15 protein-coding genes and 1 tRNA gene are annotated in these 14,037 nt (G+C 63.8%); 9 read left to right on the forward strand and 7 right to left on the reverse strand.

The genetic code is table 11. From position 1 onward, the window contains the following. Positions 1-40: 40 nt before the first annotated feature. A complete protein-coding gene (locus NK8_RS04210; protein ID WP_162065216.1) occupies positions 41-544 on the reverse strand; it encodes a YbhB/YbcL family Raf kinase inhibitor-like protein in 504 nt (167 codons plus the stop codon). A gap of 285 nt (positions 545-829) precedes the next feature. Between NK8_RS04210 and NK8_RS04215 the strand changes: the two genes are divergently transcribed. Next, complete coding sequence (locus NK8_RS04215; protein WP_162065217.1) at positions 830-2,308, forward strand: diguanylate cyclase; 1,479 nt, start codon at positions 830-832, stop codon at positions 2,306-2,308. Here NK8_RS04215 and NK8_RS04220 read toward each other — a convergent pair whose 3' ends face one another. Further along, a complete protein-coding gene (locus NK8_RS04220) occupies positions 2,309-2,701 on the reverse strand; it encodes a hypothetical protein (RefSeq protein ID WP_225936198.1) in 393 nt (130 codons plus the stop codon). Positions 2,702-2,835: 134 nt separating this feature from the next. Between NK8_RS04220 and NK8_RS04225 the strand changes: the two genes are divergently transcribed. Continuing rightward, a complete protein-coding gene (locus tag NK8_RS04225) occupies positions 2,836-3,516 on the forward strand; it encodes a TetR family transcriptional regulator (RefSeq protein ID WP_162065218.1) in 681 nt (226 codons plus the stop codon). A 72-nt stretch (positions 3,517-3,588) separates the two neighbouring features. On the opposite strand, the gene NK8_RS04230 is transcribed toward NK8_RS04225, so the two are convergent. Further along, positions 3,589-4,446, reverse strand: a complete 858-nt coding sequence (locus tag NK8_RS04230) for a shikimate dehydrogenase (RefSeq protein ID WP_213227620.1) — start codon at positions 4,444-4,446, stop codon at positions 3,589-3,591. Between the two features lie 275 nt (positions 4,447-4,721). Here NK8_RS04230 and NK8_RS04235 point away from each other — a divergent pair, with 275 nt between their 5' ends. Continuing rightward, positions 4,722-6,626 (forward strand): bifunctional sugar phosphate isomerase/epimerase/4-hydroxyphenylpyruvate dioxygenase family protein, encoded by a 1,905-nt coding sequence (locus tag NK8_RS04235; protein WP_162066772.1) that lies wholly within the window; start codon positions 4,722-4,724, stop codon positions 6,624-6,626. Positions 6,627-6,686: 60 nt separating this feature from the next. After that, the gene (locus tag NK8_RS04240; protein WP_213227622.1) at positions 6,687-6,851 is read left to right on the forward strand and encodes a hypothetical protein; all 165 of its coding nucleotides are present in this window, start codon (positions 6,687-6,689) and stop codon (positions 6,849-6,851) included. 7 nt (positions 6,852-6,858) lie between these two features. On the opposite strand, the gene NK8_RS04245 is transcribed toward NK8_RS04240, so the two are convergent. Then, positions 6,859-7,164 (reverse strand): hypothetical protein, encoded by a 306-nt coding sequence (locus tag NK8_RS04245; protein ID WP_213227624.1) that lies wholly within the window; start codon positions 7,162-7,164, stop codon positions 6,859-6,861. A gap of 174 nt (positions 7,165-7,338) precedes the next feature. Between NK8_RS04245 and NK8_RS04250 the strand changes: the two genes are divergently transcribed. Further along, positions 7,339-7,413: transfer RNA gene (locus tag NK8_RS04250), tRNA-Arg, on the forward strand. Positions 7,414-7,448: 35 nt separating this feature from the next. On the opposite strand, the gene NK8_RS04255 is transcribed toward NK8_RS04250, so the two are convergent. Both NK8_RS04255 and NK8_RS04260 read right to left on the reverse strand, forming a co-directional pair. Then, positions 7,449-8,735: a HipA domain-containing protein gene (locus NK8_RS04255; protein ID WP_213227626.1), complete on the reverse strand. Its 1,287-nt coding sequence runs from the start codon at positions 8,733-8,735 to the stop codon at positions 7,449-7,451. A 12-nt stretch (positions 8,736-8,747) separates the two neighbouring features. Next, positions 8,748-9,047, reverse strand: coding sequence for a helix-turn-helix domain-containing protein (locus NK8_RS04260; protein WP_213227628.1), 300 nt, complete (start codon positions 9,045-9,047; stop codon positions 8,748-8,750). A gap of 229 nt (positions 9,048-9,276) precedes the next feature. On the opposite strand from NK8_RS04260, the gene NK8_RS04265 reads away from it, so the two are divergent. Further along, entirely contained in the window at positions 9,277-10,074 is a 798-nt protein-coding gene (locus NK8_RS04265; RefSeq protein WP_213227630.1) for a hypothetical protein, read from the forward strand. Continuing rightward, positions 10,074-10,811, forward strand: a complete 738-nt coding sequence (locus NK8_RS04270) for a class I SAM-dependent methyltransferase (RefSeq protein ID WP_213227632.1) — start codon at positions 10,074-10,076, stop codon at positions 10,809-10,811. The genes NK8_RS04265 and NK8_RS04270 overlap by 1 nt, the downstream gene beginning before the upstream one ends. A gap of 54 nt (positions 10,812-10,865) precedes the next feature. On the opposite strand, the gene NK8_RS04275 is transcribed toward NK8_RS04270, so the two are convergent. After that, positions 10,866-11,090 (reverse strand): rubredoxin, encoded by a 225-nt coding sequence (locus NK8_RS04275; RefSeq protein WP_213228477.1) that lies wholly within the window; start codon positions 11,088-11,090, stop codon positions 10,866-10,868. A gap of 208 nt (positions 11,091-11,298) precedes the next feature. Here NK8_RS04275 and NK8_RS04280 point away from each other — a divergent pair, with 208 nt between their 5' ends. After that, entirely contained in the window at positions 11,299-11,706 is a 408-nt protein-coding gene (locus NK8_RS04280; protein ID WP_213227634.1) for a DUF4399 domain-containing protein, read from the forward strand. 188 nt (positions 11,707-11,894) lie between these two features. Next, a complete protein-coding gene (locus NK8_RS04285; protein ID WP_213227636.1) occupies positions 11,895-13,826 on the forward strand; it encodes an ATP-binding cassette domain-containing protein in 1,932 nt (643 codons plus the stop codon). The last annotated feature ends 211 nt before the right edge of the window (positions 13,827-14,037 follow it).

Here is a 14,037-nt window from a genome sequence, read left to right on the forward strand (position 1 = left end):
GCTGCGGCGCGGCCGCAGTGGGCCGCGCCGTGCGGGGCGCTTACTTCAGCTCGTAGAGGCCGGTGTAGGTCGCCGAATCGATCTCGTTCAGATGCGTCATGAAGCGCGCGACCGCGTTGGTCGTGTTGACGTCGAGCGGCAGGTTTTCCGCCGACAGCGCATGAATGCGGAAGATGTAGCGATGCGGCTTGTCGCCGCGCGGCGGCGCTGCGCCACCGAAGCCGACCGTGCCGTAGTCGTTGCGAAGCTGCAGCGCGCCTTGCGGCAGCAGACTGCCGTCGGCCTTGCCGGCGTTGCGCGGCAAAGAGCGCGTGTCGGGCGGAATATTGACGACGATCCAGTGCCAGAAGCCGCTGCCCGTGGGCGCGTCCGGATCGTAGACGGTGAGCGCGAGACTGTGCGTGTCGGCGGGCGGATCTTCCCATTGCAGCGCCGGGGAAACGTTCTCGCCCGAGCCGCCGAACGCCTGCTGGTCGAACTCCTGCGCATGCGTCATGAAGCCGTTGGCCGGAAATTCATCGGACCAGATGCGGAAATCAGCCATGAGAGTCGTGCCTCCTTCTTCTAGCGATGTGAATGGATGCGGCACAGCGCGCCGATGATGCGGACGGTGCAGCAAACGTGCCCGGGCGGAGCGCCCCGAGAGTGCGCGCGGCGCGGGCGAAGCCAATCGAGTGTAGCATCCGCCCCCGATATCCGGCATGAGCGCAAACGCCGCGCCCCGGCACAGGTGGGGCGTCGATTCGGCCCTCGAAAACTGACGCGCGCTACAATAATGAGATGAATTCCGCGACCTATTTTTGAGCCGGCGCGAGCCGAAAGGATGACCATGCCAAACGACCCGCGCCGCGCTGCCGGTCAATTCATGCCGGCGGGCGTGCCGGAGGACGATGCCGACATGTTCGACCTCGCGCCCGTCTCCCTTTGGCTCGAGGATTTCAGCGCCGTGCGCGAGCAGTTCGAGCGCTGGCGCGCGGCGGGCGTCACCGACCTGCGCGCGTTTCTCGCCGAGAATCCCGAACGCATCGCCGAATGCTCGTCGCGCATTCGCGTCGTGAAGGTCAATCAGCGCACGCTGTCGCTGTTTCACGCGAAGGACGTCGATCATCTGGTGCAGAACCTGGATCGCGTGTTTCGCGACGACATGCTCACCACACACGTCGACGAACTCGAACAACTGTGGTCCGGCAAGCCGCGCTTCGTGAGCCAGACCGTCAACTACACGCTCGACGGCGCGCGCCTCGATGTGCTGTTGAAGGCGGTCGTCCTGCCTGGGCACGAGGACACGTGGAGCCGCGTGCTCGTCACCATCGAGGACATCACCGAGCTCGAAGCGATGCGGCGCACGGCCGCCGCGAGTGAACTCTACGCGCGCGGACTGTTCGAGCATTCGCCGGTGTCGTTGTGGGTGGAGGATTTCAGTTCCGTGAAGGCGCTGCTCGATGATGTGCGCGAGCGCGGCATCGTCGACTTTCGCACCTTCACCAACGTGCATCCGGAATTCGTCGAGCGCTGCATGCAGGAAATCCACGTGCGCGATGTGAATCAGCACACCTTGCGCATGTTCGCCGCGCCGGACAAGGCGACGCTGCTCTCGCGCCTGCCCGACGTGTTCCGCGACGACATGCAGCAGCACTTCCAGGAACAGTTGATCGAGCTGTGGGACGGCAAGCTGTTTCATCAGCGCGAGGTGCTCAACTATTCGCTCGATGGCAGCGAAGTGCACGTGCATCTGCAGTTCTCGGTGTTTCCGGGACATGAAGCGCGCTGGGATCTCGTGCTGATCGCGCTGACGGACATCACCGCGCGCAAGAAGGCCGAGGCGTATCTGGAATTTCTCGGCAAGCACGACGTGCTCACGAAGCTCAAGAACCGCTCGTTCTACATCGACGAGATCAATCGCCTGGAGCGCAAGGGTCCGTTCCCGGTCACGGCGGTCGCCGTCGATGTCAACGGGCTCAAGGCCGTCAACGATCAACTCGGTCACGCCGCCGGCGATGCGCTTCTGCGCCGCGCGGGCGAAGTGCTCGGCAAGGCGGTGGAGAAGCCGTTTCAGGCAGCGCGCATCGGCGGCGACGAGTTCATGGTGCTGCTGCCCGGCACCGACGAGCGCGGCGGCGAAGCCGTGATCGACAGCATTCGCCAGTTGCTCGAAGTGAACAACCAGTTCTATTCAGGCATGCCGCTATCCTTCGCGATGGGCGCGGCCACCGCGCACGAAGGCGAGCGCCTCGAACCGACGCTGCAGCGCGCCGACGCCGCGATGTACGCCGAGAAGCGCGCGCATTACGACGGCAGGAACGCGTGATTACTGCTGCTGCTGCGTGACTTCGTCGATGCCGCGATCGAGCGCCGGGCACGCCTCGCCGATCTCCTTCTTGTACTCGGCGGGATTGCTCGTCTTGAGCTTGGCGAAGCGATCGACGGTCGGCTGCGCCTGCGCGAGACCGAGCTTCCATTCGCCGTCGAAATCGGGCGCGTCGGGGTAGCTCGTGCGGACGACATCCTTGAAGCGCGCGACTTTCGCGGCATCGATATGACACACGTCGGCGGCGCCGCGCGCGATGTTCGCGCTCGTCATGACGCCTTCGGCGGCCATAAGCTGCTTCGACGACGGGTGGCCGGGCGGCAGCGCGGTCTGCGCCAGCGCTCCAAATGACACACTGAGAAACGAGGCGGCGAGCAGGCTAGAACGCTTCATGCGCATATGATTTTCGATTTGTGTGGGGTGAAAAAATTATAGGTGAAGCCCTCGGCGTCGAACGCCTGTTATGGCGAGGATGCGCCAATATCGCGTGCTAGAATCGATTTTCAATGCCGTTCTCAGACAGAAAAATGAAAAAAGGAAGCAAGGCCGCCAGTCCTGCGCCCTCGTCGACCACAGTAGAAGGGCGGCGCAAGTACGATCCTGAGGAGACCAAGCGGAACATTCTCGACATCGCCACGCAGGAGTTTTCGGCGATGGGCCTCGCGGGCGCGCGCGTCGACGCCATCGCGGAGCGCACCAACACCACGAAGCGCATGCTGTACTATTACTTCGGCAGCAAGGAAGGGCTGTACGAAGCGGTGCTGGAGCAGGTCTACGGCGATATCCGCGCGCTCGAACAGGAATTGCAGCTCGCGGAGATGGAGCCGGAGGAAGCATTGCGCGAATTCGTCGGCTTCACGTTCGACTATCACGACAAGCATCGTGATTTCGTGCGGCTCGTGACCATCGAAAACATTCACGGCGCGAAGTACATCGAACTGTCGAAGACCTTCAAGGCGCGCAACTCGACCGTCGTGAAGACCATCGAGGATCTCATCTCGCGCGGTGTCGCGGCGGGCACGTTTCGCGACGACGTCGATCCGATCGACCTGCATCTGATGATCAGCTCGTTCTGCTTTCACCGCGTGGCGAACCGTCATACGTGGGGCGCGGCATTCGGGCGCGATCCGTCGGGCGTGCGCTCGCGTGCGCGTCATCGCGAAATGATCGTCGATGCGGTGTTGCGCTACATGCGGCGCGACGGCTGATCCATTCTTCGCGCAGATGACAAAACGGCGACGCTCTCACGAGGTCGCCGTTTTTTTGTCGCCATTCAGGGTTTAGCGTTCCAGCAGGCTCTGGAAATGCGCGAACATGCGCTCGGCGTCCGGCTCGCAGCCGGTGAAGATGCGCAATGCATCGACTGCCTGGCACACCGCCATGCCGCCGCCGCTCACGGTGCGGCAGCCGAGCGCCTTCGCCGCTTTCAGCAGTTCTGTTTCGAGCGGGAAATAGACGATTTCCGCGACCCACAATTCCTTGTGCAGATATTCGGCGGGCAACGGCATGCCCGGCAGCTTCGCCATGCCGGTCGGCGTCGCGTGGATGAGGCCGCTCGCGCTGGCGAGCGTCTCGCGCAGGTCGCCGCCGCTTTTCACGACGCGATCGGCAAAGCGCGCGCCGAGTTCGGCGGCGAGCGTGGCCGCGCGTGCTGCGTCGGAGTCGAACAGCGTGAGTTCGCGCGCGCCCATCGCGAGCGCCGCGTGCGCGACGGCCGCGCCCGCGCCGCCCGCGCCGAGTTGCACGACGCGCTCGAGCGGCGCGCCGGGCAGCCCGCGCTGGAACGCGCGCGCAAAGCCCGACCAGTCCGTGTTGTAGCCGATGCGCTTGCCGTCCTTCAGCACCACCGTGTTCACGGCGCCGAGCGCGCGCGCGTCGGAATCGAGGTCATCGAGCAACGGGATCACGCTTTGCTTGCACGGATACGTGATGTTCAGGCCGTCGTAGCCCATGCGTTCGGCGGCGTCGAGCAGATCGGGCAGGGCGGTCGGCTCCAGTTCCAGCGCCTGCAGGTCGATGCGCCGGTACACGTAATTGAGTCCGAGATTGCCGCCTTCCTTTTCGTGCATGGCCGGCGTGAGCGAGCCGCCGATGCCCGATCCGATCAGGCCGATAAGGTACGAAGTCTTGTTGGTCATGCGAGCGCTCCGGCATGGATGAGCACTGCATGCTGCAGTGCGAAATTGAATACGTTGCAGTGTGAACGTGCGCGCGAACCCTGTCGGTTCGTGTTTTCACTAATTTGTACGGTCTAGTTAGTTTGTTATTATCTCGCAGAATGAGATGGATTGCGTGCGTGGACGAGGATTTGCGCGTGTGTTATCCGTCGTCCCCGGCGCGGACGTCCTACACTGACAGCAACCGCACCCGATCCATCCGCATCTGCAATCAGGAGGCAGCGATGCTGCGTTCAATCCGGACATCCATCGCGACGGTATCCATCAGCGGCACGCTTCCCGAGAAGCTGCGGGCCATCAAGGCCGCCGGTTTCGACGGCGTCGAGATCTTCGAGAACGATCTGCTGTATTTCGACGGCACGCCCGCCGACGTGCGCCGCATGTGCGCCGACCTCGGCCTGGAGATCTACCTGTTCCAGCCGTTCCGCGATTTCGACGGCGTGAGTCCCGAGCGGCTCGCGCGCAACGTCGAGCGCGCGAAGCGCAAGTTCGAGCTCATGCACGAACTCGGCACCGACCGCATTCTCGTGTGCAGCAACGTGTCGCCGGATACGATTCGCGACGACGCGCTGATCACCGATCAACTCGGCGTGCTCGCGAACACCGCGGAGCAGGCGGGCGTGATCGTCGCGTACGAAGCGCTTGCGTGGGGCCGTTACGTGAACTCGTACAAGCACGCGTGGAAGCTCGTCGATGCGGTGAACCATCCGAGCCTGGGGCTTGCACTCGACACCTTCCACACGCTGTCGATCCGCGATTCGGTGGAGGAGATCGCATCGATTCCGGGCGATCGCATCGCGTTCGTGCAGATCGCCGATGCGCCCCTGCTCGCGATGGACGTGCTCGAATGGAGCCGCCACTATCGGTGCTTTCCGGGGCAGGGCGCGTTCGATGTCGCGGGCTTCACGGCGCGCGTGCTCGAAGCGGGCTACAAGGGGCCGCTGTCGCTGGAAATCTTCAACGATGGCTTTCGCGCCGCGCCCACCGCGATCACGGCGGCGGATGGTCATCGCTCGCTGCGTTTTCTCGAAGAGCAGACGCGCGAACTGATGGGCGCGATGGGCAAGGACGTGCCGCCCGAACTGTTCAATCCGCCCGCGCCGCCGGAGCATATCGGCTTCCAGTTTCTCGAATTCGCCGTCGACGACTCCACGCGCGAGCATCTCGCGCGATGGCTCGGCAGGCTCGGCTTCAGGCTCGCGGGCAAGCATCGCTCGAAGGATGTCGCGCTGTACCGGCATGGCGCGGGTTCGATCGTGCTCAATGCGGAAGCGGATTCGTTCGCGAGCGCGTTTTTCCAGAAGCACGGCTTGTCGCTGTGCGCGTCCGCCTTTCATGTCGACGATGCGAAGCTCGCGTTCGAACGCGCAGCGGCGTACGGCTCGAAACCGTTCTCGGGAAGCGTGGGCCCGAACGAGCGCGTGGTGCCGGGCGTGCAGTCGCCCGACGGCAGCCTCGATTATTTCGTCGACGAAGCGCCGGGCGGTCCGACGCTCTGGGAGTCCGATTTCATTCTGACCGACATCGACGGGCCGTATGAAGTGGGGCCGCTCTCGCGTATCGATCACGTATGTCTTTCGCTGCCCGCCGATGCGCTCGACACGTGGGTGCTGTTCTTCCGCAGCGCGTTCGGCTTCGAGACCGAGGCTGCCGTGCTCGTGCCCGATCCGTACGGACTCGTGCGCAGCCGCGCGGTGCGCAGCCGCGACGGCTCGGTGCGTATCGCGCTGAACGCGTCGGTGGACCGTTATACGGCGGTGTCGGAATCGCTGTCGACGTATCGCGGCTCGGGCCTGAATCACGTCGCGTTCAGCACGCCGGATATCTTCGATGCCATTCCCCGCCTGGAAGCCGATGGCGTCAAATTCCTGCGCATCCCGCGCAACTACTACGACGACCTGGTTGCGCGCTTCGGCCTGCCCGACGAGCAGATCGACCAGATGCACGAGCACAACATCCTCTACGATCGCGACGAACGCGGCGGCGAGTTCTTTCATGCGTACACGGAGCAGCTCGATCAGCGCTTCTTCCTGGAAGTGATCGAGCGGCGCGGCGGCTACGACGGCTACGGCGCGGCCAACGCGGCGGTGCGGCTCGCGGCGCACGCGCAACAGCAGCAGCGCGCGCGTCAGGCGGCGTGAGACAGCGCGTGCCGTGACCTAGAATTCAAGCATGGCGGCATCGAAGAGCGGGAGGGCGCCATGTGGGATTTTTCGAGCATTTTCGTCGGACTCGCGTGCCTCGCGACGATCGTCTTCGTGCTGCTCGCGCAGGATTGGCGCGATGAGCATCGCAAGCGCGTGGCGGCGCGCGATCACGCGCATCGGCATCCGCTGCGCGAATGGTGGCTGAGGCATCGTCATTGAAGCGTGCTCAGGCGCCTGAAGACGTCCCGCCGCCAGCCGCTGCGACGGGCGCTTGCTCGCGTTCGCGCCCGGCGGCTTCGAACGCGTCGATATGCAGATACAGGCGGTGCACCGTCTGTATCTGCGTGTGGGAGAGATGTGACTGACGGGTGATGGTTGCCAGCCGCTCGCGCCAGTACGAAGGCGGCAGCAACGGCCCGCCGAGATCGCACGACAATGAACGACGCAGCACCCGTTCGAGGTGCGTCAGGTCCTGGTCTGCCAGCAACGCCGAGAATGCGCCCTGCGGCTTGATATCGGGAAATGGGTCCATTACTCCGATGGCGGCAGACTTCGGCGCGACTTGATAGGGATAAACCCTTGGTTCTCGAGCTTTTTATCGACGCGTGCTGAAGCGTCCGATTTTCTTCGCGTTGCAGCCGATCACGCCGATGGCGTTTGCTATACTCTGCGCTCGCTCGCCGACGCGTCGGCTGGGCGCGGTCCACTCCCCGTAGTTCAATGGATAGAACGAGTGCCTCCTAAGCGCTAGATGCAGGTTCGATTCCTGCCGGGGGGACCAACATCCCGCTTGCCGCGTATTGCGGCGTTCATCATCTACCGCAATGCCTTGCTCATCTCGGCCAACGGCATTCGCGTAATCGAATCCAGCAGCCGGACTTCGCCAGCGTCGGGTCGTGCGATGGCATTCACCTCGTCACGCGTCTGACCGATGTTTTTCGCAAGCGCGTCGAGCAGCTTATCGAGTTCTTTCCCTGCGCCCGTCGCGCTCATCCCCAGCGTCTCAGCAAACGCCAGCACGTCGGCGCGCGATATTTCGTCGAACCGCCTGGCGTTCCCGATTGGCATCGAAAGCTCGATCGTGGGCCAACGTTCTCCATGTTCGTTGTAGGTGGGCGTGTTGTAGACCACCGTGCTCAGTAGGTCGTAGAAGGGCGCGAGTTGATAGCCCGTCGGATGGGAAAAGAACGAGACGTTCTTGAGATGCGCGTCGGCATTCCCGATCAGGACGTTGAAGACCGTCCAGCGGAAGATTCCGAGACGTGCGCGCGCCTTCGTGCCGAGCCTGGCGATGCAGGCCGAAAGGGCTTCCACATTCGCGTTGTTGTACTTGAACGCTTTGTCCTTGTTCAGCAACTGCGTCGCGTCGAGCGTGTGGATCCTTGCAGCGGGACTGGACATCCGGTCCCGGTCAAAGCGGTCGATGATGTAGCACGCGGACGGAACCTTGATGAAGTGCGTGTCAGGTACGTCGAGGCCGAACCGGCGGGCGAGACGCGCGCAGAAGAACTCGTTGATGGCCGAATGGGGGTAACCGGTCGCGCGCATATCCGGCTTGAGTATGTGCATGGACGGCTCGGCGCCTACCGGTTCGAACAATTCGTAGGTCGGATGTTTGCCGGACAGGATGATGAGCAGCTTTTGCTGTGCACCGGCCGCGGACATGCGCTTGGGTGACGTTGCGGTGAGGGCATGCTGGGGCATGTCCTGAATACGCTTCTCGAGCGCTGCGAGTGACAGCGGGACGTGATCGCTCGCCGGCTCTTCTTCGCCTTCCGGCAGCAGCGCGAGTGCTCCCGCGGTCTCGCGGCCATAGTAGGACAGCAGACCCCAGGTGTCGTTGACGTCAGTTGACGCTTCCCGAGCGAGAGCCGTTCGCATACCTTCTTCGGGAAGGAGGTTGTCGAAGAACCATTGAACCGGTCGTTCGGATGAGCTGTCGATTACCCTTTCGTCCGTAAGCTGAAATGCAGGAGAAAGAGGGAAGGCGTCTTTGGCGGATACCCAGTCCTTGTCGTAGCCGAAGCTCCAGATGCCGTTTTCGTCGGTCAGTGTGCCCACGCGCCGCCTGTTCGCGTAGGCGACCAGTGTTCTCGTCGCCATGAAGTGTCTCGGTCAAGCCTCAGATCTGGTTCTGGGCGAACGTCGCCGCCCCAGCGCTGCCTTGCGGCTTTCCTGCGTGAAGTTCGTGTCGGGAGTTTCCGCAAAGAGCCGGATGCCGAGTTCGCCGAGCAATTGAAGCACTTTGCCGAACTGCGCAGTCGCCTTGCCCGCCTCGACCTGAGAAATGAACTTCGGCGACAAGCCGGTGGCTGCCGCAAGCTCGTCACGCGTGAAGCCCTGTGCAATCCGCACAACACGCGCGAGCGCACCCAAGGCAACGACATCATTGATCTGTTCTCGATGCTCGTTCATTGTGGCTCTTGTTTCGTTCCCGATCGGGAACCTTAACACACGAAGAGGTATGCTGCAGCTTATTCGTACCCAATCGGGAACGAAAGGTGTGATAGCTCGCGGAAAGTCAGTATTCGTATCCGCTCGGGAACAGACAGTGCGCGCGACCTTTCCAGTCCGCATTGAACCGTAAGCTGTTTCCCGCCGATAATGCGACCACTCCAGCCTCGCCCTAACGGCTCATGCGTTCATGACCGAAATCCAGTCCGCAGTGCTCGTCTTCATTCTTCTTCTGGCCAGCACGGGCCTAGGCGCGATCGTGCGGCCGCTCCTGCCCGAGGAGCACAAGGCGCAGGAGACGGTGCAACTCGTTCAATTGCTCGTCGGCATGCTGGTCACGTTCGCGGCGCTGGTGCTCGGCCTCCTGACCGCATCGGCGAAAACGGTTTTCGACACCACGAACAGCGACATGCGCGGCTACGCGACCTCGATCATCGAGCTCGATCGGGCGATGCGCGACTACGGCGCCGATCTCGATCAGGCGCGCGAGCTTCTGCGCTCCTACACGGCGGCGGCGATCGCGAGCACGTGGCCGAACGAGCCGCGCCCGACCGGCGTCTACCCGAACGTCGCGCCACCGGAGAACCCCGACAGCCTCGCGAGCAACACGCTCGGCGAGATATTGAGCCGCGCCCAGCACGAAGTGCGCATGCTTCATCCACACGATGACTATCATCGTCAGCTCGCCGCCGATGCCGCCGCGCGCTTCGAGCAATTGATCGCTCTGCGCTGGAAGCTGGTGGAAGAGGCGCACGGGTCGATTTCCTACCCGTTCGATCGCATTCTGGTCGGCTGGCTGCTCATCATCTTTCTGTGCTTCGGGCTGATTGCGCCGCGCAATGCGCTTTCGCTCGTGACCATCATGCTCGGCGCGCTGTCGATCGCGTCGGCGGTGCTGGTGATCCTCGACCTTGATACGCCGTTCAGCGGTCCGATCATGGTCGGCAGCCAGCCGCTGCGCGACGCGCTCGCGTATCAGAGCCGCTGATGCTCTATACCGATCCGCGTCTCGTCGCGCTGTACGACGCCCTCAATCCGTTCGCCGACGACACCGCGTTCTATCTCGCGCTGGCGGAATCGGCGCGGCATGTCGTCGATCTCGGCTGCGGCACGGGGCTGCTCGCCTGCGAGCTGGCGAAGCGCGGGCATCGCGTGACGGGCATCGATCCGTCGCCGCAGATGCTGCAAGTCGCGCGGGCGCGTCCGGAGGGCGACGAGGTGACGTGGATCGAAGGCGATGCGACCGCGCTGCCGTTCGTCGGCGCGGCGGATCTGCTGGTGATGACCGGCCACGTCGCACAAGTGTTCCTCGACGATCCAGCGCTTCTGGCGACGTTCGAAGCCGCGCGCCGCGCGATTCGGCCGGGCGGCGCGATCGCGTTCGACAGCCGCAATCCGGCAGCGCGCGCGTGGGAAAACTGGACGCCGGCGCGTTCGCCGCGACGCATCGAAGCGCCGGACGGAAAAGCGGTCGAAGTCTGGCAGGAACGGCACGCCGCGCCCGATCCGCTCGCGACGGGCCGCGTGGCGTTCACGACGCACTATCGCTTCCTGTCGACGCCCGAAGAAACGCTCGGCGCGCCGAGCGAATTGCGCTTTCGCACGCGCGACGAACTCGCGCGTCTGCTGACGCAGGCGGGTTTCGCGCGCATCGACTGGTACGGAGACTGGCATCGCGCGCCGGTGGACGAAGCGAGCCGCGAGCTGATCGCGGTGGCGCGCTGAAAAATGCAACGAATATGAAACGATGGAGCCGCGCGCCAAGCGCGGCGGCACGAATCAGAACTCGACGACGACGAAGTCGGCCTTGCCCACGTCGCACAGCGGGCAGCGCCAGTCGACGGGAATGTCATCGAAACGGGTGCCGGCCGGGATGCCTTCGTCCGGCAGGCCTTCTTCCTCGTTGTAGATCCAGCCGCAAATCAGGCAGACCCAGCTTTTGTATTCGATGACTTCGCTCACGACAGACTCTTGATTCGAAAGGGATAAATGGACCGCGTGCATTCCAGTACGGCACTTTGCGCGGCGACCCGGCATCTTACCGGAATCGGCGCGATCGTTCCGCGATCCGGCCGCCGTCGCGACGCCGTGCCGCATTGCATGATCCGCAGGATGGTCCGGATACGCGTGCCCGAAAGCCCGGTGTATGCTTTTCGGGTGTCCGGCGCCGCATTCACGCCATCGACCGGTTTCACAACATGGAGATAAAACGATGAAGCAAAAGCTCTTGGGTGCGATGTTGACGGGCGCGGTTCTGCTGACGCAATACGCCGGTACGGTGCATGCGCAGGCACGCGTCTATTTCGTCGAACCGAAGGACGGCGCGACCGTGACGAGTCCCGTCCACGTGAAGTTCGGCGTCGATGGCATGTCGATCGCGCCGGCCGGCACGATGACCGATGGCACCGGCCATCACCATCTGCTGATCGATAGCAAGCCGCTACCGAAGGGCACGGTGATTCCGGCGAACGACACGTCGCTGCACTTCGGCAAGGGCCAGACCGAAGCCGATGTGAAACTGCCGCCCGGCGATCACACGCTGACGATGCAGTTCGGCGACGGCGCGCACCGTTCGTACGGGCCGGAAATGAGCTCGACGATCAAGGTGCACGTGAAGTAGCGCGCTTTTCAGGCGAAAAAGGGAAGGCCGCCGCGAATCGGATTCGGGCGGCCTTTCTGTTCTCGGGGCTGCAAAGCCTCATCCGTTCGGCCTAAGCCGCGTGCGCCGAGCGCCCCGCCCGGTACAATGGCCGCTTCCATCGGTCGCCCTGCGTGGCGCCGACTGTTCGCCATTCATCCGGTTCTCCCATGTCGCTTTATTCCATTTCGGACGCGCAGCTCGCGTTCGGCCACGTCGCATTGCTCGACCATGCCGACTTCTCGCTCGAAGCGGGCGAGCGCGTCGGGCTCATCGGCCGCAACGGCGCCGGCAAGTCGTCGCTGCTGAAGATCGTCGCGGGTCTCGCCGCGGCCGATGACGGCCTCGTCACGCGCCAGAGCGAACTCACGACCGTCTACGTGCCGCAGGAACCGGAGTTCGATCTCGACGCCTCCGTGTTCGATGTCGTCGCGTCCGGCCTCACCGACGCGCGCGCACTCCTCGACGAGTACGACGCCGTCGCGCATTCGCTCGCCGACACGCCCGAAGGCCCGCAGCATGACGACCTGCTCGCACGCATGAACGCGCTGCAATCGGCGCTCGACACGCGCGATGCGTGGAACTGGCGCACGCGTGTCGCGACGACGCTCGCGCAGATCGGCCTTAACGGCGACGCGCGCGCGGGCGACCTGTCCGGCGGCATGAAAAAGCGCGTCGCGCTGGCGCGCGCGCTGGTCGTGCAGCCCGACGTGCTGCTGCTCGACGAGCCGACCAACCATCTCGACTTCGATGGCATCCGCTGGCTGGAAGAGTTGCTCGTCACGCTGCGCTCCGGTCTGCTCTTCATTACGCACGATCGCGCGTTTCTCGATCGCGTGGCGACGCGCATCGTCGAACTGGATCGCGGCAGGCTGCTGTCGTATCCGGGCAATTTCAGCGCGTATCAGACCAGAAAGGCGCAACAGCTCGAAGTCGAGAAAGTCGAGCAGGACAAGTTCGACAAGCTGCTCGCGCAAGAGGAAGTGTGGATTCGCAAGGGCGTCGAGGCGCGGCGCACGCGCAGCGTCGGGCGCATCGCGCGGCTCGTGGAAATGCGCAATGAGCGCGCCGAGCGCCGCAATGTGCAGGGCAACGTGAAGCTCGATGTCGGGCAAGGCGAGAAGTCCGGCAAGATCGTCGCCGAGCTGACGGACGTGACGAAGCGCTACGAGCGCACGATCGTCGATCGCTTCACGGCGACCGTGATGCGCGGCGACAAGATCGGTCTCGTCGGCCCGAACGGCGCGGGCAAGACCACGCTGCTTAAGCTGATTCTCGGCGAGTTGCAGCCCGATGAAGGCCGCGTGCGCATCGGCACCAACATTCAGACCGCGTATTTCGATCAGATGCGCGCGCAACTCGACCTCGACAAGTCGCTCGCCGACACCATCAGTCCAGGCAGCGAATGGGTCGAAGTGAACGGCGTGAAGAAGCACGTGATGAGCTATCTCGGCGATTTCCTGTTCGCGCCCGAGCGCGCGCGTTCGCCGGTGCGATCGCTGTCGGGCGGCGAGCGCAATCGCCTGCTGCTCGCGCGTCTGTTCGCGCGCCCCGCGAACGTGCTCGTGCTCGACGAACCGACCAACGATCTCGACATTCCGACACTCGAACTGCTCGAAGAACTGCTGTCGGATTACGACGGCACGGTGTTGCTCGTCAGCCACGACCGCGCGTTCCTCGATAACGTCGTGACCTCGGTGTTCGCGGCCGAAGGCGGCGGCAAATGGCGCGAGTATGTCGGCGGTTTCTCCGACTGGCAGATTCAGCGCGAACGTTCGGAGCGTCTCGCGGAGGAAGCGGCGCGTCAGACCGCGAAGGAAGCGCCCAAGGACGACGCGCCGAAGGAAAGCGCGGCGGGCCGCAACGCGCAGCGCACCGTGAAACTGTCGTTCAAGGAGCAGCGCGAACTGGAAGCGCTGCCGGCGCGCATCGCCGAACTGGAAGACGAGCAGAAGGCGATCGGCGCGCGGCTCGAAGACGGCTCGATCTTCGCGAAGGATGCGAAGGAAGGCGCGCGGCTGTCCGAGCGTCACGCGGCGATCGAAGAGGAATTGCTCGTCGCGCTGGAGCGCTGGGAAGAGCTGGAAGCTAAACGCAAGTAGGCGCGTTTTATCGGTCCGAGGTGGGCGCGGCGGGCGAAAACCGCTATTCTCCTAGCGCGGCACGGATCGGCGGACGGTTTTCCTCCTCGCTCATCGGGCATCCGGCCAGGCATTTTCATCAAGCATTTCGCCGGCAGATCGGGCGTCACGTTGTGGCATTTCCCGCGAGTACGCTCGAGAGCCGGATCAACGTTCAACTATGTCCACGAAA

This window comes from Caballeronia sp. NK8, assembly GCF_018408855.1.
In the GTDB taxonomy this organism is placed as follows: domain Bacteria; phylum Pseudomonadota; class Gammaproteobacteria; order Burkholderiales; family Burkholderiaceae; genus Caballeronia.